Below are 16,805 nucleotides of genomic sequence, written 5' to 3' on the forward strand. Positions count from 1 at the left end.
TGCACGCGGTGCAAGTACAACAACAACGGACAGTGTGGTTATACTGGGCGAGTAGTCATTGACACAAACGGCGAGTGTCAGTCCCGCGAGGATAGCTTCGGTAACGGTCCTGGTCCCTTCTAGCGGAAGTACTCGGGGTCCTCGAAGGATTCTTCGGTCCCAGTAACGTCAAGCACGTCAAGTGCTGTCACCGTCGCTTTCACGCTGAGTTCACCCGCAAGACTCGGTTCAGTTCGGCCTTCGTCACTGCTCACGAGTTCTTTGACGTACAGTCCACCTTCGCCGTGGACCTCGATTGTTGCATGGTCGTCAGCCTGTGGCGTGCCTTCGATTTCACTCTCTTCGCTTCTCATCTCCGGGCTCTGGTCTGGTTTGCCGAGGTGGCCGGATATCCCATACACCTCTCGGGTACGCGTCTTCGCAGCCCGGCGGTGGGCCACCCGCTGTGGGGTGTCCTGGTAAATCGTTGCGCCATCAAGCGCGTCGAGTGCGTCCTGTAACGCTGTTTTTGCCACGCTATCCTCGAACTCGACGGTCATCCGGTAGGTTTTGCTCGCGTCGAGTTCCTTGACACGCTCGACCATCTCGTAGGTTGCAAGCCGTATTCCCTCGACCTCGGCTTTTCCGTCGGCAAACTCGTTCATCTCGGCTTCCAGTGTCTCTTCATCGACAGCACGAACGCGTGGCTCGTCGATTTCAATGACGAACGGGCGACCTGATTGGAGCATCAGGGCGTCTACATCCTCGCGGCCAGCGCCGTGAAACGTTGCTGACTCCCCTTCCATTGCTTCACAAACGACAGGGGCCGTAAGTTGTTCGACACTCTCGTCGTACCGATAGCCCGAGCCATCACAGCCCTCGCAGGGCTGTCCTTGAACGCGACCGGTCCCGTTGCAGTCGTTACAGGGCCATCTCGTCTGTGGGATATCCCGCTCTAGCTTTCGGTAGCGCCCGTAGACGAACGCGGAGTTGACGGTAATGTCTACCTCGTCGGTTGCAAGGTCACAGAGAATCTGCACATCGGGCCGCCCGAGGTCAACCTCTGTCTCGGTCTGTTGTCCAAACCGCTTCCCAACCTCACGGTTGTACTCTTTTTTCATGCGCTCGCCGGCATCGGGCTCAAGACCCGAGTCATCACGAAGTAGCTTGTCGTTCTCTTCAAGTAGCGGCGGGACTTTCGTGCCAACTTGGTAGGTATCGAACTCGTAGCCCCGGACTGCAGTGGCGGCTTGCTCGGCCCACCAGTCGAACCGGTCACACTCGTCCTCACAGACCCAGCACATCCCGTCCTGTTGGTCAAAGTCGTCATCGTCTTCAAGAGCAAGCGCGACCCGTAGGCCCCGTCCACGTTCGGCATTGCCGAGTCCGAAACTCCGGTCTGCCACGAGTCGACCGAGGCAGTTGTTACACACCGGCCCGGTGGCGAGTGCACGCCGGGCGATATCCAGTACTGTCATTACCGGAGCGTCGGCCTTACCGCGTAATTCCCTTTCGGAGTTACCGTCATCTCCTGTCGTCGAACCGAATGGCACCTTTCAGTGTGGGCCAACATCTGAACCAAAGAGGCTATCAAACCGATGTACAATGACATGGTATGGCACAGTTAGAACTCGACGATTTCTATGATCTGTCGACGCCACAGCAGGTCGCCGTTTCGCCCGACGGTGACCGCGTCGCGTTTGTTACACAGGAGTTCGACCCGGACGAAGACCAGAGTCGAACGTCGCTATTTGTTGTCCCTACTGACGGCTCTCGGGACCCTCACCGACTGACTCGCGCCTCCGACGCTGGTATGCCGACGTGGTCGCCCGACGGCCGCTATCTCGGATTTATTGCCGCCCGTGACTCCGATGTCGAACGGTCTGTCGGCCGTGACGATGACGACGAGTCCGACGATACTGACAAATCTGAGGGTGAAGCTACTGACGACACCTCTGAGGAAGACGGTGACGAAGATGATGTTGCTGACACAGATGGCAAGAACGGTAACGATGGCCCAAAGCCACAGGTCTGGGCCTTCGATATGGAACTGGGAGGTGACGCTATCCAGCTCACGGACAGCGATGAGGGTGTCCGTGAGTTTGACTGGGGCCCCAACAGCGAGCGACTTGTCGTTTCGGCACGGGACCCAACTGATGATGAACAGGAGATGCTCGACCAACGCCGGGATGACGGCCCCATCGAGATTGAGCGCCTCCAGCACAAAGCCGACGGTCAGGGCTGGCTCGATGACGTGACTACCTATCTTTTCGTTGTCGACATTGATACCGGAGACAAGCAACGCCTCGACGACGCATTCGGTCAGGGTGCTCGCGAACCGCTGTTTGGTCTCCAGCCCGCATGGGGACATAGCGGACGTATCGCCTTTGGCAGTAACCGGACAGAGAATCCCGACGATTCCGGGGTTATTGATCTCTATACTATTGACCCCGATGGAAACAATATACGCAAGCTAACAGACTCGACACGACAAGTATACGGGTACGAGTGGAGTCCCAACGGAGAACGACTTGCGTTCGTTTCGGGAGACCCAAACAACTGGTACAAGCCGGGACAACTGTGTGTCGCCAACCCTGATGGAACTGAGAGTCCACCGTTGCGTTCGGTGACAGACTCGCTTGACCGGACGATTGCAATGCCTCCGTCATGGCTTAGTGCCGACCAGATACTCTTATCTATCGGTGATGAGGGGCACACACGCTTTGTTCGTGTCTCAGCGACCGAAGACACGCCAGACCAGACGTTTCCGGCGCTCACACGTGACCGGACGCTTGGATTTTCAGATGCAGCGGGTGGCACTGTCGCCACCGTCATCTCGGATCCACAGGCAGGCAGCGACGTGTTCGCGCTCGAAGCAACTGACCTCGACGATGAAGACCCTGACTCGCTGACGTGCCTCTCAGAGCTGAACGCCGGCCTGCTCGATGGACTGGAGATGCCGGATTGCCGTCGTGTGACGACCGAGAACAGTGACGGTATCGAAGTCGAAGCGATTACCTACCTGCCCCCGGATTTCGACCCCGAGACGGACGGACCGCGGCCAGTCATTGCCTCTATTCACGGCGGGCCAATGGCCTACGACGCGCCGACGTTCCAGTTCGCATTCACGTACTGGACGAACAAGGGATACGTCGTCTATCGCCCGAATTACCGCGGTTCAACCTCTTATGGGCAGGAGTTTGCGGAAACACTCAAGGGTACACGGGGCGACCTCGAAACCGATGACGTCGTTTCTTTGCTTGACGAACTTGCTGACCGTGGCTGGGTCGACGACGAGCGAAGTCTGGTAACTGGCTTCTCCTATGGGGGTATCACAACAGCGAATGTTGTTACACGGAGTGACCGCTTCGCTGCCGCTGGGGCTGAACACGGCATCTATGATTTTCGCTCGACGTTTGGAACCGACGATAACCACCTCTGGCACGACTGGGAGTTCGGGCTGCCATGGGAAGAGCCCGAACTGTTCGAGGAGATTTCTTCGATTACGGACGTAGACCAAATTGAGACGCCACTGCTGGTCAACGCCGGCGAGAACGACTGGCGGTGTCCACCGACACAGGCCGAGCAACTGTATGTCAGCGTCCGCAAGCAAGGTGTTCCCGCGAAACTGGTCATCTATCAGGACGAACACCACAACATTAGCACGCCTGACCGCGCCATCCACCGGCTTGAATCCCTTACCGAGTGGTTCCAAGAACATGACCCAGGGTCCGAAGTCGGCGACGAAGAGTAACGCTCGCGTCGAGTACACAGCACACTGATTCTGACAGGAAACCGAAAACGGTGTGTACGTACCGACAGTATCGTCGGTCACGATGTACCGAGACGTGCTGGTTCCGACTGACGGCAGCGAAACCATCGAGCGTGTATTCGAGCATACGGCGGAGGTCACTGACACGGCGGGAACTGTCCACCTCCTCTATGTTATCGACGACCAAGTGTTTCTCACACTGGCAGATGAGATGCAAGACGACGTTCTCGTCGACCTACGCGAGGAGGGCGCAAGCGCCGTCCGTGCGGCACGGGAACCGCTTGAGCAGAGGGGGTATGAGGTGTCGACGAGTATCCGAGAAGGGAAGCCGGCGGACGAAATCAACGCCTACGTCGAGGAACACGATATTGACCTCGTCACGATGGGAACGCGAGGCGACGAGTACACCCAGAATATGCTCGGCAGTACCGCACAAAACGTGGTTACGAACTGTCCAGCACCTGTACTCACTGTCGACCTCAGAGAGAACTGACTGCTGTCTGAGGCCGCTTTTTTACGTTCGAGTTACTCGGTAACACGTCTATGGCTATCGCTCTGGGAGTTCCCAGTGACAGACAATTGTCCAAGGCAGCGTACGATGGGATTATTCGGAGATTTGCCTGCTACATCGAGATATTCCTGACCAGTGGTGGTACTTATTTTCTACTCTCAGCGCAGAAGAGACAGTCTTAATCGCACCGTCGAGGAGAACCACAAGCTGGGGGACAGACAGCCACCCAAACCACTCGCGCGCCGTCGTCGCGCGCCACCTGTATCGGAAAAATATCAGATATGACGCAACATTAGGCAGGTAATACTTGACACATCTATACAAATTGATATATAACTAGTCTGTGACCAGTTTCGGTGGATAGAAACTCTCAAACGTATGATTATCAGGATTTTAACCACCCAATCAGATATTCAGACGGGCCCAGAAGGCACTTTCACGGCCAGAAAACACCTACAAACCTGCAAACTCACTGGAAAGAATCCGGCGAATTTATACCATGGTAGAGTAGTATATAGAATCGCAATGGAACTCAAGAATTTGTTCAAAGAAGATGACGCAGTGTCACCCGTGATTGGTGTGATTCTGATGGTCGCTATTACGGTTATTCTGGCGGCTGTTATTGCGTCCTTCGTGATTGGACTTGGCGACACCGCAGGGGAAACGCAACCGCAAGCAACATGGGAATCAAACTACGTTGAGGTTGGGGTTAGCAACTGGAGCAGTCCAAGTAATTCTACGGTGAACGCAGCAGACCTTAATTATGTAAATGCTGTTGACCACACTTACGCCACACCTCAGTTCCTAGGTAATTGGCGGAGTACGTCTGGTGGTCCGGGTCCAGCGAGCACCTCGAATGGAACGCTCTCATTTACCGTGAAATCTGGAACTGATGGTGTTCCGGTTGACAACCTCTACGTCCGTGGCGACGGAATAATTGAGGATGCAGAGTCGGGTGTCGGTACGACAGATGAGATTAAACTGACGAATCTTAACACAACGGACAGCTTCTCCGCAAGCCAAGGCTTCATGATTGCGGTGACGAGCGACTACGACCTTGAACTCGTCTGGGACACTGGCGACGATAACGCCATTCTCGTCGACGCACAAGGCCCTGACGCATAACGCACGACGACCAACCCACCGTACTTTTTTTGCGTGAGAAAACCACCGAACAGTGACGACACAGTGTACCCAACGCAGATACGTGGTGAATCTATTCTCCGGTGGTCTCCCACATCTCTAACCAATTACAACCGACCAATAGCAGCGTTCTCACTGTCTGTCGTTATCAGACACTCCCGAAACTGGTTCGCGATGACTAGCACGTAGCGTGCCATCGTCTCCTGTGCCCGTGACAGCCTTTCAGTGGCTGGGAATTGGCATACCGTATGTCCTGCCTTCGTCGGATTGTGGCGGCTCTTCGCTCCGTGTGAGGACAGCTGACTTGTCACCGTAGTTGTCGAGATGCTCATAGGACCTGAGCCACGCCGTACAGGCATGTTGGTAGTCACTGCCGTTGGGTAACAGTCGGGTGCCGTCGACGAGCCAGTGCTGGCATACATCGAGTACAGGAGACCATCGTCGGGGATGCTGGTACCGTTGCCAACCATGGTGGTCGGGTGCTGAAAGCGTTTCAGTGGTTGTTTCCATGGCTGCCTGCCGGCGAAGACCGTGACGAGTCTTGGTGTGATAGACACCACTAGTCTGGCTGTCCCAAACCCACCGTTACCTTGTTAGCAACACAGTGAGACTGTAGCTCACCGGTATCGTCAAAACCAACAACATCGAACTGTATACCTGTGACCGCGATGGTCTTCACGGTAACCTCCCTGTTTCTACTCGGCCAATCGACCAGTCGACTTCAACACGCTCGTTACTGGTAATCTCGTAGAGGGGTGTCGCAGGAACGAATCCTCTGAAGGCTTCACGTTCTAGCGGGAATAACTGACCGCCGCTAACTCTCTAGACATAAATTCCGTAAGACCGAATACATATCTCTGTTGAGTCGATACTGTGCTCTCTGAATCGCCACCACGCTACGGTGTGGCAACGATACTGATTATTGGCAGCTGTTCGTTGATTGGGCTCTTGGGTTCCATCGAGCAAGCGGGCGAGACAGGACCGTTGAAAACGTGGCTCTGGATAGGAATGGGGCTTGCTGGACTCTATTTGCTTACTGTTATCGCCAACGGTGTCGACCAGCTTAATCCGGATCACTGACTGTTCAGTGCCGCCGCCGATTCGTCGTTCATCGCTACTCTCTCCCAAGCACTCTGGACTCCCATATCCCTTGTAGTGGCCCAGGTAGGCGGCCGCTGAGACTGTTGTGTGCGTTTTTCTGACACCCATGTTGGACACGCAGGGCGGGTTTCATCACTGTTGGGGTCCAGGCGGTGAAGCGTGTCGGCGTACCGAGACCGATTGTGCACGACTGTCTCGGACACACCCTGCTGGACCTCGCCTGTGGCCGCTCTACTTACGGCAAACACCTCCAGTTCCCTCGGAAAAACCACGGGACACAGACTCTCGACTAACGGAACAGAATTCCCTCCTTCAAAATCGGTTTTTCTTTCGCTACTAACCTCTGAGTAATTTGCCATTAGAGTGGCTATACCATTTAAAGAGGCGAAACCTCGGAACGAAGAAAGGTCGTAGTGGACTCGTCGGGATTTGAACCCGAGGCCTCTTCCTTGCGAAGGAAGCGATCTACCACTGATCTACGAGCCCGCGAAATGCCCCTGCGCGTGGGGCCCGTGCCGGCGTGGCACGTTCAGTCTTCGAGGACGATCTCGATCGACACGTCGTTGGGAACCTGAATGCGCATCAATTGACGCAACGCGCGTTCGTCCGCGTCAATATCGATGAGGCGTTTGTGGACGCGCATCTCCCAGTGCTCCCACGTCGCAGTCCCCTCTCCGTCGGGGGACTTCCGCGCGGGGATTTCAAGCGTTTTCGTCGGCAGCGGAACTGGGCCCGAGAGCTTGACACCGGTCTTGTCGGCGATGTCCTGAACCTCGCCACAGATGCTGTCAAGATCTTCAGGGCTAGTTCCGGCCAGCCTGACGCGTGCTTGCTGCATGGATTACCGCTCGTTGACCGACAGGACCTGTCCGGCAGCGACTGTCTGGCCCATGTCGCGGATTGCGAACGAGCCGAGCTCGCTGATCTCGGAGGACGGCTCAAGGCTGAGAGGCTTTTGTGGTCGAACCGTGACCTTTGCGGCGTCACCGGACTGGATGAAGTCAGGGTCTTCCTCGGCAACCTCGCCGGTCGATGGGTCGATTTTTGCGTCGATGGATTCGATAGTACAGGCGACCTGTGCAGTGTGAGCGTGGAACACCGGCGTGTAACCGGCGGTGATGACGCTCGGGTGCTGCATCACGACAACCTGGGCTTCGAAGGTTTCGGCGACCGACGGCGGGTCGTCGGCGGGACCACAAACGTCGCCACGACGGATGTCGTCCTTACCGATGCCGCGGACATTGAATCCAACGTTGTCACCGGGGTTGGCACTTGGCACCTCTTCGTGGTGCATCTCGATGGTCTTGACCTCGCCACCGACATCGCTGGGCTGGAAACTGACGTTGTCGCCCGTGTTCATCGTTCCCGTCTCGATACGGCCAACCGGGACCGTACCGATACCGGAGATAGTGTACACGTCCTGGATTGGCAGTCGGAGCGGCGCGTCCGTCGGCGGCGCGGGCTCAGGAAGGCCGTTAAGTGCTTCCAGTAGCGTCTGCCCATCGTACCAAGGCGTGTTGTCGGATTCTTCAGAAACATTGTCGCCCTCGAACGCCGAGGTCGGAATAAAGCTCGCCTTGCTTCCGTCGAATGCGACCTGCTTGAGGAGCTGTTTGACTTCCTCGATGGTCTGCTCGAAGTCGGACTCGTCGTAGTCGACGAGGTCCATCTTGTTGACAGCGACAATCAGCTCGTCGATACCCAGCGTCTTCGAGAGGAAGACGTGCTCCTGAGTCTGCGGTTGGACACCATCGTCCGCTGCGACCACAAGCACAGCGTTATCGGCCTGGCTTGCGCCCGTGATCATGTTCTTCACGAAGTCACGGTGTCCGGGACAGTCGACGATTGTGAAGTAGTATTCGTCGGTGTCGAACTCTTGATGTGCGATGTCAATCGTGACACCACGCTCTCGCTCCTCAGCGAGGTTGTCCATGACGTAGGCGAACTCGAATCCGCCCTTGCCTTTCTCTTCGGCTTCTTCTTTGTGCTGTTCGATGACGTGCTCCGGTACGTTCTCGGTCTCGTACAGGAGTCGTCCGACCATTGTACTCTTTCCGTGGTCTACGTGGCCAATCACGGCCAAGTTCTGGTGTGGTTTACCTTCGCTCATATGTCTCACGCGCAGAGGCGCTCTATCCGAGATTTAACCTTGTGCCTCATAAAACCATTTCGATACAGTCTGTAGAGTGTCCGGGCTCCTTCCGGCGATTCTGTGAGGCGATACCATGGGACGACGAGTCAATTTTCCAGTTCTCGAAGGTCGCCCATAATCGCAGTTGCCGTTTCAGGACCACCGGCACCCCGACCTGAAATATTGAGCGTCCCGGCGTGGGTTGTTTCGAATTGGACAATATTCTGTGTCCCAGTCACGGCCAGTGTCCCGTGTTCGTCGACGAGTCGCGGGCCAACCCGGACACCGCTGTCGTCGACTTCTCCGATAAGCCGGATTGTCGAGCCGTCCTGCTGTGCCAACTCCAGCGCGCTTGCTGGAATCTCACTGATTCCTGTGACCGATACATCGTCAAGCGTGAACTCCGTCTCCATCAGGACGTTTCCAAGGATAGCGCATTTCAGTGCTGCATCGGTTCCCTCGACGTCGAATGTGGGGTCTGTCTCTGCCACACCGATATCCTGTGCCTCAGCTAATGCGTGCTCATACGCGAGCCCTTCAGCTGTCATCCGCGAGAGAATAAAGTTTGCAGTCCCGTTCAACACGCCACGAACGGCGGTGACCTGTTTGGCACCCACGTTGTCAATGGTCGAAAACACCGGGATTGCGCCGGCAACAGTGGCTTCGAAGCGGACACGGCCCTCACTCTCTCGCTCACGCGCTTGCACATCCGCGTACCGTTCAGCTACTGGCCCTTTATTCGCGAGGACGACATCGCGATCACGGTCAAGTGCTGTCTGGACGTGCCCGAACGCCGGTTGTGCGTCGTCCAGTGTTGTCGGCGACGCCTCAACGAGAACATCGTAGCTACTGTCGAGAGCTTCTTGGGCTGTTGCTGAGCCGACGACACCATCGTTGCGCTTTCGTTGAAGAACTGTCTCGCTGTCGAGACCGTTGGCATCGATAGCGCCTGTGCTTGAATCAGCAACGGCAGTGACCGTATGTCCGTACTCCTCTGCTAGCTCGACAACTGCTTTCCCAACTGCGCCAGCGCCGACGACTGCGAGTTTCATGCACTCTCACCCGTGGTCAGTGGCTCAACAACTGAAAGGCCCCGCTTTTCAGCGATTTCCTGCAGTGTCGCGAGTGTCTCGGCTGTTTCCTCGTTCTCTGTTGCAAGATGAACGCGTGCGCTCGACAGTCCCCCTGCCCCTTCTGGAGCCGCGAGTGTCACATCGCGGACTGTTGCATCCGTTGACTGCTCGATACTTGTCAATGTCTCAGAAATATCGCCGTCGATTCCCTGTCCGAACAGAATCGCTGTCACCTCTTCTGTGTAATACTGCGAGCCTGCCCGGACGACGGTGACATCTGCGTCACGAAGTGCTGTGACGATTGCTTCTAACTGCTCTGGTGTGGCTGCCAGATCGACTTCCACCGGAATATGACCACGCGGTGTAAGATTACCGCGCTCGTGGAACACTGAACGAAGGTTCCCGCCATGCTCTGCAATCGGCTCTAGTGCTCTTCGCAACTCACCCGGTCTATCAGGGAGTTCCAACCGGACAGTAAACATCTGCCTGTCGACGGAGTCACTCATTGTTATCCCAACACCCAGCCGTGTTCAAATACGCTCTCGTCCCCATGTAGTTTCGTTACGATGCGGTGTATCAATAAGTGTCTCGTCATGGCTGAAAGTATTGAAACAACCGAAAGCTGTTTATCAAAGTAAACACTGCCTGAACTTGGGACTTCTGGCTACTGTCACACCGTGAATTTTGCATCTTCTATCGGTCTCTCCGTAGGCTGGGTGAGCCATGGGCCCAAACGCTCTTGGACACAAACCACAAACCGCTGGCCCGCGTATGATTTAGCGTGGCAGGGCCACTTCGATTCCGTCATTCACCAGATAGCTGGGACCCAAATCGCATTGAGAGTTCCCTCTATCGCCCGCTTGACGACAAGTTCGGTGCAGCGCTTGAACCGCCCGGAGTCAACCCACCGCCAAAATACGAGGCACAGCGCCTAGAGATGGATAACGGCGACCTCGCACTGTTTGCTTGGACCGATAGTGATGCCTACTGGCTGGGTAATACCGAGACACCAAAAGCACTTTGGCGGACTGAGAAATACAGATTCGCTGAAGTCGAGTATCCGTTGGCTCGGTGGGCACAGCGAGAGTTGCTCCGTGACCTCGAAGCGAGCGACCCCTGGCTTACTGCGTATGACCACATCACGTGGTTCTTTCTTCCGGTATTTTTCTCCAAAGATGGTCGAGAGACGACCAGAGCGTTCTTTCGGGACCACGCCGCTGGCTTCCCAGATGCAGACCGTAAGGCCGGACTCACCTTTTATGAACAACTGCTCTCGGCTGGAACGCTTGACGACCACCGGTATACGATGGCAACAAAACTCGGGACAAGCGAACAACTCGACCTCGTTCGGATGCGGGCGGCCATGGCCGAACTGAATACGGCGAAGTTACTGGCCGACGCAGGCCACGCGTTTACGCCGGAAATCACTCTCGAATCCGGATATGCGCTTGATTTTCGCGTCGACGAGACAGGGACACTTGTCGAGGTAACGAGGCCAGAGCCACCAGCACGGCGACGGGCGGGGACTCCCGCAAGCGCGCTCCGAGAGACTGTTGACGGCAAGACTGGAACCCAGCTAAAGGCCCACCCGGGAACAATCCTTTTTGTCGATTGTACTTCGTTCCGTGACGATGAGTGGTTTGCTATCCGTGATGCACAACCATCGGTGGGCTACACGCCAGCCGTCGTCTACAGAATGCGGCCCGGAAAACCGCCGTCAGGGTACGTGATTGGTGAACCAAATCTAGATGTGGAACCACAGCTAAAATCTTGAGTCGGCTCTGTTCGTGGTGTGAAAACGCTCGACATACTAACGAAATGATTTAAGTAGATTCGCGAAAAGCGTACAGTCAACGATTCCGCACGTCCGCCCAGAACCCCGGCGTCAGACCCTTAACTATGTCCCCTCCACCTGACACCAACACAGACGCACAAGCAGAGACGACACTCGAACAGCAAGCCAGTTCTAGCCACGACAGACAGTTCGAAGCTGTCAGTTTCGATACGAAACGTACTGCAACTGGATTGTCCTGGATAGTTGTCCCCACACTCATAACAGCGGTTCTCAGCGTACTCATTGTCAGTGCGATCTACAGTGTCTGGACAGAATCTGACACTCTCCCGATTGCAGGATTCGAAGTCGAGATTCTCAACTGGCTGTACGGACTCGCACTGCTTTTTGTCACTATACTTGTCACCAAACGTGTCATCACTTCACCTGAGAGAACAGCAAAATTCCTTGGCCGCATTCGTCGTCAAAAGACCGTTCTTGTGGCGGCTGTGACCGCTCTCTTTCTGTTTTTGATCGGCTCTATTGTTCCTTTTCTTACGAACGAACCACTACTCGACCCACTTATCTCTCTCCAGCCACCCGGCTGGTCGTCAGTATCTGAAGTTTTCGTGCCCACGTGTCACGGAACAGTTGTTGACGGACAGTGTCAGGGAACGGCCTCCTATCCGCTGGGAACGAATGCTCTTGGTCAAGACGTGCTAGCAATGGGCTGGCTTGGACTGAACACGACACTTCAGGTTGCGATGACAGCGTCAACCATCGCGGCGACGTTTGGCGTCGTTGTCGGAGTTAGCGCCGGCTATCTTGGTGGTCGTGTCGACGAGATGTTGATGCGATACGTCGACATTCAGCGCGCACTCCCGGCGTTTTTCCTGTACATTCTGCTAGTGCTCCGGTTTGGACGGAGCTATCCGCTAATGATTCTCGTCTTTGGGCTGCTATCATGGGGCGGTATCGCCCGGGTCGTCCGAAGCGAGGTCATTCAACTGAAAACGACCTCGTTCGTTCAGGCAGCACAGCTATCTGGTGCCGAGGCCAAGACGATAATCAGACGGCACATTCTCCCGGCAGTAACGGGAACTGTTCTTACTACAGTCGCTGTCTTGTTCGCAAAATTCGCCGTTTATGAGGCTGCACTGGCGTTTCTTTGGTTAACCGAAATCGATGCTGTCTCGCTCGGCAGCGAGATTGCAACAGCAGTTGGTCGGCAGGCGGGCGACAATACTGTTGCTGGGGGGTCAACGTTCGATTGGTGGAGTGTGCCTTGGGTCGTCTACGTGCCAGCCGGCATTCTCTGTACACTGTTGTTGGTCGTGAGTTTCCTCGGTGACAGGGTTCAGGAGATGGTTGACCCGCGAACGTAATTTCACTCGTTCCTGTCGAGACGTGGGTCGAGCGCGACAGCGATGACATCCTCGAAAACGCTTGCGAGGATAATTGTTAGCGAGATCAAAAACGTTACCGTGAGTGCAAGTGGCGCATCATTGACACTGATGGCCCGCCAAGCGACCTCGCCGAGGCCAGGAACTTTGAGCACGGCTTCGACAACGAACACAGAGACAAGGAGCAACCCAAGCACTTCCGCGACAAACAACGAGGCGAGCGGGACTACGGTTGCACGGAGGATATGTCGCGCGAACCGCCATCGACCGACGCCTTTCGCGCGCAGCATCTTCGTGAGGTCAGTATCGAGATGTTCGCCGGTTAACGTCCGAACCTGACGAATCTGTACTGCGGCCACATGTGTCCCAAGAATGAGCGAAGCAACCACCAGCCAGAACAGGTTCCATTCGGCAAAGAATCCAGCCTCAATATCGTAGAACCGACCGTCGATCTCATAGATACGACGCTCGAAATAACCGACTAGTAACGCACCGGCCAGAAAGTTCGGAACCGCGAGCAGCAGATACGAAAGTGTCCTGATAAAGCGGTCGGACCACTGCCCCCGTTTGCGAGCCGCGATGTAGCCAAAACCCGTCGAGATGGCTGTTCCACCCAAGATAGCAGGGGTTAGGTAAGCGACAGTTATCGGGGCACGTTCGGCCAGCAACGCCGTGACAGGCTCGCCATACCGTTGTGAGATGCCCCAGTCGAGCGTTACAAGTGACTGGACCCAATCGACATACTGCACGTAGACCGGGTCTCCGGGATTCCAGAACGGCTCAGACCCAGAGAAGTTCCCGGCAAACGTCTGTTGAGTCAGGTCGCCAATCGAGTATGCAAACAAAAACAGTACAACTGTCACAACAAGGCTCGCACTGCCTGCCCACACGAGTCGATACCCCAGATACCGTTTCCAGTTCACGTTGATGAACGCATGCCGGAGAAACCTAAAGTGTGGGGTAGCCACAAGGATATTTTGAGCTACCTGTTGAGTGACTGTAACCAATCGACGATGTCACAAACGGGTTTTCGCCGGCGATTAGGGCACTCAGATCTCATAACCGCTTGAGAGCGAGACGCCGGGTGGCGCCAATCACCACTGTTATGTATGATTCCGATGCTTATGTAACCAATTACGATGAGTGAGGAACAGGACAAGCGAGCCACCCGTGTTAGCCGACGGGCAGTACTCGCATCAACAGCTATCGGCTCCGCCGGGCTTGCCGGCTGCTTGGGCCGACTGCGGACAGTCAGGAACCAAGACATTCCTGACCAACTATCGCTTAAAGTGCTGACAGTTCCTGGTGACGATGATGCTGTCGCAACCCAAATCGGCCGCATGCTTGCGGACAATCTCAATACAATCGGCGTGAACGTCGACCTCCAGCTATTTCCTGAAGATGAACTTCGTCGGAAAGTGCTTGTCAACCAGGAATATGACCTATTCATCTCGGCCTACCAGAACATCGAGCGACCGGATGCACTCCGTCCGCTGTTGCACTCCTCGTTTGTTGGCGAAGTTGGGTGGCAAAACCCGTTCGAATTTACGGATATTGGCATCGACGAACTACTCGAAGCGCAACAACAGCAGCGTGGCTCACAGCGCCGCCGAACGGTCGTCGACTTACAACACGAAATTGTACGAAAGCAGCCGTTTATCCCCGTCGCAGTTCCGGATCTGATTCGTGCATCCCGAACTGAAGAGTTTACTAACTGGCGGTGGTCATCCCGGGACCTCTCACAGTCACTCGTCAGAGTCAATAGTCGCGAAGCTGACACTGATACCCTTCCACTGGTCTCGACTGACGCACAGATAACACGAAGCCTCAACCCGATTGCAATTCAATCGCGGAACAAGGGACAGATTTCCGGCCTATTTTACGATTCACTGGGCCGATACATCGATGGAACTGTCGAGCCCTGGGCTGCCACAGGCTGGGACCTCTCAACCACTGATGAGGAAACCACGCTCACGGTAACGCTGCGGCCCGAGCTAACCTTTCATGATGGCACTCCACTGACAGCTGATGATGTCGCTTTCACAGTCGAACTTCTGCAAGATACGAGCCTCGGCGAGTTCGAGGTACCAGTACCGGCGCCACGGTTCCGTGGACGCTCTTCGATGGTTGAAAGCGTTACTGTACTCGACGACAGAACAGTCAAGTTAGCATTTTCCAATGTAAATCCACAGACAGCAGTTCGAATACTGACAGTCCCAATCTTTCCGGAACACGTATGGAGAAGCAAGGCGCGCCCAGCAGAGATTGCAGGCGTCGACATTTCCGAAGCGGTGACGGAAGCGCTCGTCTGGCAAAACCCCGAGCCGATTGGCAGTGGGCCCTTCAAGTTCGAATCGAGCGTCGAAGATGAGGAACTGGTCGTCCAGCGTAACGATGCCCACTTGCTCCATCGGAACCCTACTGCACTTCCCAAGCAGGTCGCCGAACGGTTTGCCGATGGTATCCCATTCAATCGGCTTCGTATCCAGATTGTTCGTTCGGACGATGCTGCGCTTGGGTTGCTTACGAGTGGGAGCGTCGATGCCACTGTCTCAAACCTGGGGCCCAGCGTTGTACCGCGAATTGGCCGCGAGCAGAGCGTCGAACTCCATGTCGAGCGGTCGCCGAGTCTGTACATAATCGGCTGTAACACGCTGAAAGAACCGCTCGGGAACCCACACTTCAGGCGACTCATTGCACGCCTTATTGATAAGGAAACAATTCGTGAGGAGGTGTTTGGTGGATTCGCTCGGCCAGCGACGAGTCCGCTGACGGGTACCGAGTGGGTACCTTCTGACCTCCGATGGGCCGGTGTCGACCCGGAACTTCCCTTCTTTGGCACCAACGGATCGCTCGATATCGAGGAAATCCACAGCTACCTACGCGACGCCGGCTTCGAGTTTTCTGACAACGATAACCTACTCCAACAATGACTCTCCTCATTCAATACCTCCAACTGGTAACAGTCGTGACTGTCTGTCTCGGCGTTGGCCTATACACAATTGTCGGACCTGCCCGAATCCGCTCATTTTACGTCGATTACCGAACTCGTCTCTGCCATGGTTTAGCCCATCTCAGTGTACTGGGTACTGTGTTTGGAATCAGTATGTACTGGCGACCGATTGGCGGTGAAGTCTCTTGGACCCTAGAGTATAACATCACACATACACTTTACAGCATCGAAGGTTATCTGGTCCCGACAATTCAAGAATTGGCGACGACGAAGTTAACGTGGGCTCTCTCGCTTGTGTACGTATTCGGGTATGTCTTTTTGGTTCTCTTTCCGCTGGTTTCATACCTGTTTCTTGACACGCTCCGGCCGTTCCGTGTGACCGCGCTATCGTACATTATCAACTATCTTATCGGATTGGGAAGTTACACACTGTTTATCGCATATGGACCACGGAACTACATGCCCGGAGAGGTCCGTGGTCTCATGTACGAAGTCTGGCCCGAAATCGAAGCGTTGACCACACACATCAACACGAACACCAACGTGTTTCCCTCACTTCATACGTCGCTTGCTGTTACAGTTGCATTGCTTGCGTGGTATACGCGAGACAGTTACCCAAGATGGTTCTACTTGGCTTCGGCCCTTGCCGGAACAATTGCCTTCTCGACGATGTATCTCGGTCTTCACTGGGGCACCGATGTTGTAACTGGGGCAGCCCTCGGTATCACCAGCGTCTGGGCCGCCTCATACCTCGCCGCGGAGTCTGATGAGCAGAGCCGAATTACCACAACGGGGCAACAGCTATTCGCAACTGCTGGTGACTACATCAAACAGTACCGGCCATGACTGTGTCTGGCTGAAATACAGGATAGGAACCATTGATATGTAGAAATATTGCATTTCTAGGGCCTAAGAGTGGTATTTTCCGATGTCGTGCTATTTTAATACAAGGGATATATATTCCTTAT

The 16,805-nt window shown here is 55.2% G+C and carries 15 protein-coding genes and 1 tRNA gene; 8 read left to right on the forward strand and 8 right to left on the reverse strand.

Annotated elements, in window-relative coordinates:
* Positions 1 to 119: 119 nt before the first annotated feature.
* Positions 120 to 1,457 (reverse strand): tRNA pseudouridine(54/55) synthase Pus10, encoded by a 1,338-nt coding sequence (locus N5098_RS05305; protein WP_267636682.1) that lies wholly within the window; start codon positions 1,455 to 1,457, stop codon positions 120 to 122.
* 137 nt (positions 1,458 to 1,594) lie between these two features.
* Between N5098_RS05305 and N5098_RS05310 the strand changes: the two genes are divergently transcribed.
* The 3 genes from N5098_RS05310 (at position 1,595) to N5098_RS05320 (ending at position 5,387) form a co-directional block, all read left to right on the forward strand.
* A complete protein-coding gene (locus N5098_RS05310) occupies positions 1,595 to 3,733 on the forward strand; it encodes a S9 family peptidase (protein WP_267636683.1) in 2,139 nt (712 codons plus the stop codon).
* A gap of 52 nt (positions 3,734 to 3,785) precedes the next feature.
* Complete coding sequence (locus tag N5098_RS05315; RefSeq protein ID WP_368407993.1) at positions 3,786 to 4,244, forward strand: universal stress protein; 459 nt, start codon at positions 3,786 to 3,788, stop codon at positions 4,242 to 4,244.
* A gap of 543 nt (positions 4,245 to 4,787) precedes the next feature.
* Entirely contained in the window at positions 4,788 to 5,387 is a 600-nt protein-coding gene (locus N5098_RS05320; protein WP_267636684.1) for a type IV pilin domain-containing protein, read from the forward strand.
* A gap of 240 nt (positions 5,388 to 5,627) precedes the next feature.
* Here N5098_RS05320 and N5098_RS05325 read toward each other — a convergent pair whose 3' ends face one another.
* Positions 5,628 to 5,915, reverse strand: a complete 288-nt coding sequence (locus N5098_RS05325) for a hypothetical protein (protein ID WP_267636685.1) — start codon at positions 5,913 to 5,915, stop codon at positions 5,628 to 5,630.
* A 363-nt stretch (positions 5,916 to 6,278) separates the two neighbouring features.
* Between N5098_RS05325 and N5098_RS05330 the strand changes: the two genes are divergently transcribed.
* Positions 6,279 to 6,485: a hypothetical protein gene (locus N5098_RS05330; protein ID WP_267636686.1), complete on the forward strand. Its 207-nt coding sequence runs from the start codon at positions 6,279 to 6,281 to the stop codon at positions 6,483 to 6,485.
* Between the two features lie 435 nt (positions 6,486 to 6,920).
* Here the strand turns inward: N5098_RS05330 and N5098_RS05335 are convergent.
* From N5098_RS05335 to N5098_RS05355, 5 genes are all read right to left on the reverse strand, one after another.
* Positions 6,921 to 6,992: transfer RNA gene (locus N5098_RS05335), tRNA-Ala, on the reverse strand.
* A 43-nt stretch (positions 6,993 to 7,035) separates the two neighbouring features.
* Positions 7,036 to 7,344, reverse strand: coding sequence for a 30S ribosomal protein S10 (gene rpsJ, locus N5098_RS05340; protein WP_267636687.1), 309 nt, complete (start codon positions 7,342 to 7,344; stop codon positions 7,036 to 7,038).
* A gap of 3 nt (positions 7,345 to 7,347) precedes the next feature.
* Positions 7,348 to 8,616, reverse strand: a complete 1,269-nt coding sequence (gene tuf, locus N5098_RS05345; RefSeq protein ID WP_267636688.1) for a translation elongation factor EF-1 subunit alpha — start codon at positions 8,614 to 8,616, stop codon at positions 7,348 to 7,350.
* Between the two features lie 128 nt (positions 8,617 to 8,744).
* On the reverse strand, positions 8,745 to 9,689 hold the full coding sequence (locus tag N5098_RS05350; RefSeq protein WP_267636689.1) for a homoserine dehydrogenase: 945 nt from the start codon (positions 9,687 to 9,689) through the stop codon (positions 8,745 to 8,747).
* Complete coding sequence (locus tag N5098_RS05355; RefSeq protein ID WP_267636690.1) at positions 9,686 to 10,216, reverse strand: amino acid-binding protein; 531 nt, start codon at positions 10,214 to 10,216, stop codon at positions 9,686 to 9,688. The genes N5098_RS05350 and N5098_RS05355 overlap by 4 nt, the downstream gene beginning before the upstream one ends.
* Positions 10,217 to 10,491: 275 nt before the next feature.
* Between N5098_RS05355 and N5098_RS05360 the strand changes: the two genes are divergently transcribed.
* Positions 10,492 to 11,484, forward strand: a complete 993-nt coding sequence (locus tag N5098_RS05360; RefSeq protein WP_267636691.1) for a DUF5784 family protein — start codon at positions 10,492 to 10,494, stop codon at positions 11,482 to 11,484.
* A 125-nt stretch (positions 11,485 to 11,609) separates the two neighbouring features.
* Positions 11,610 to 12,866, forward strand: a complete 1,257-nt coding sequence (locus N5098_RS05365; RefSeq protein WP_267636692.1) for an ABC transporter permease — start codon at positions 11,610 to 11,612, stop codon at positions 12,864 to 12,866.
* A gap of 2 nt (positions 12,867 to 12,868) precedes the next feature.
* Here the strand turns inward: N5098_RS05365 and N5098_RS17525 are convergent, their stop codons facing one another.
* Positions 12,869 to 13,852, reverse strand: coding sequence for an ABC transporter permease (locus N5098_RS17525; protein ID WP_267636693.1), 984 nt, complete (start codon positions 13,850 to 13,852; stop codon positions 12,869 to 12,871).
* A gap of 171 nt (positions 13,853 to 14,023) precedes the next feature.
* On the opposite strand from N5098_RS17525, the gene N5098_RS05375 reads away from it, so the two are divergent.
* Both N5098_RS05375 and N5098_RS05380 read left to right on the forward strand, forming a co-directional pair.
* Positions 14,024 to 15,817: an ABC transporter substrate-binding protein gene (locus N5098_RS05375; RefSeq protein ID WP_267636694.1), complete on the forward strand. Its 1,794-nt coding sequence runs from the start codon at positions 14,024 to 14,026 to the stop codon at positions 15,815 to 15,817.
* Complete coding sequence (locus tag N5098_RS05380) at positions 15,814 to 16,683, forward strand: phosphatase PAP2 family protein (protein ID WP_267636695.1); 870 nt, start codon at positions 15,814 to 15,816, stop codon at positions 16,681 to 16,683. Before N5098_RS05375 ends, N5098_RS05380 begins: the two co-directional genes overlap by 4 nt.
* The last annotated feature ends 122 nt before the right edge of the window (positions 16,684 to 16,805 follow it).

This window comes from Halovenus rubra, assembly GCF_026586665.1.
In the GTDB taxonomy this organism is placed as follows: Archaea; Halobacteriota; Halobacteria; order Halobacteriales; family Haloarculaceae; genus Halovenus; species Halovenus rubra.

Excerpts from the sequence above, each read along its gene's own strand:
- N5098_RS05310 (WP_267636683.1), top strand. The coding sequence starts at position 1,595 with ATGGCACAGTTAGAACTCGACGATTTCTATGATCTGTCGACGCCACAG.
- N5098_RS05320 (WP_267636684.1), top strand. The coding sequence starts at position 4,788 with ATGGAACTCAAGAATTTGTTCAAAGAAGATGACGCAGTGTCACCCGTG.
- N5098_RS05355 (WP_267636690.1), bottom strand. The coding sequence starts at position 10,216 with ATGAGTGACTCCGTCGACAGGCAGATGTTTACTGTCCGGTTGGAACTC.
- N5098_RS05305 (WP_267636682.1), bottom strand. The coding sequence starts at position 1,457 with ATGACAGTACTGGATATCGCCCGGCGTGCACTCGCCACCGGGCCGGTG.
- N5098_RS05325 (WP_267636685.1), bottom strand. The coding sequence starts at position 5,915 with ATGGAAACAACCACTGAAACGCTTTCAGCACCCGACCACCATGGTTGG.
- N5098_RS05380 (WP_267636695.1), top strand. The coding sequence starts at position 15,814 with ATGACTCTCCTCATTCAATACCTCCAACTGGTAACAGTCGTGACTGTC.
- N5098_RS05350 (WP_267636689.1), bottom strand. The coding sequence starts at position 9,689 with ATGAAACTCGCAGTCGTCGGCGCTGGCGCAGTTGGGAAAGCAGTTGTC.
- N5098_RS05375 (WP_267636694.1), top strand. The coding sequence starts at position 14,024 with ATGAGTGAGGAACAGGACAAGCGAGCCACCCGTGTTAGCCGACGGGCA.
- tuf (WP_267636688.1), bottom strand. The coding sequence starts at position 8,616 with ATGAGCGAAGGTAAACCACACCAGAACTTGGCCGTGATTGGCCACGTA.
- N5098_RS05365 (WP_267636692.1), top strand. The coding sequence starts at position 11,610 with ATGTCCCCTCCACCTGACACCAACACAGACGCACAAGCAGAGACGACA.
- rpsJ (WP_267636687.1), bottom strand. The coding sequence starts at position 7,344 with ATGCAGCAAGCACGCGTCAGGCTGGCCGGAACTAGCCCTGAAGATCTT.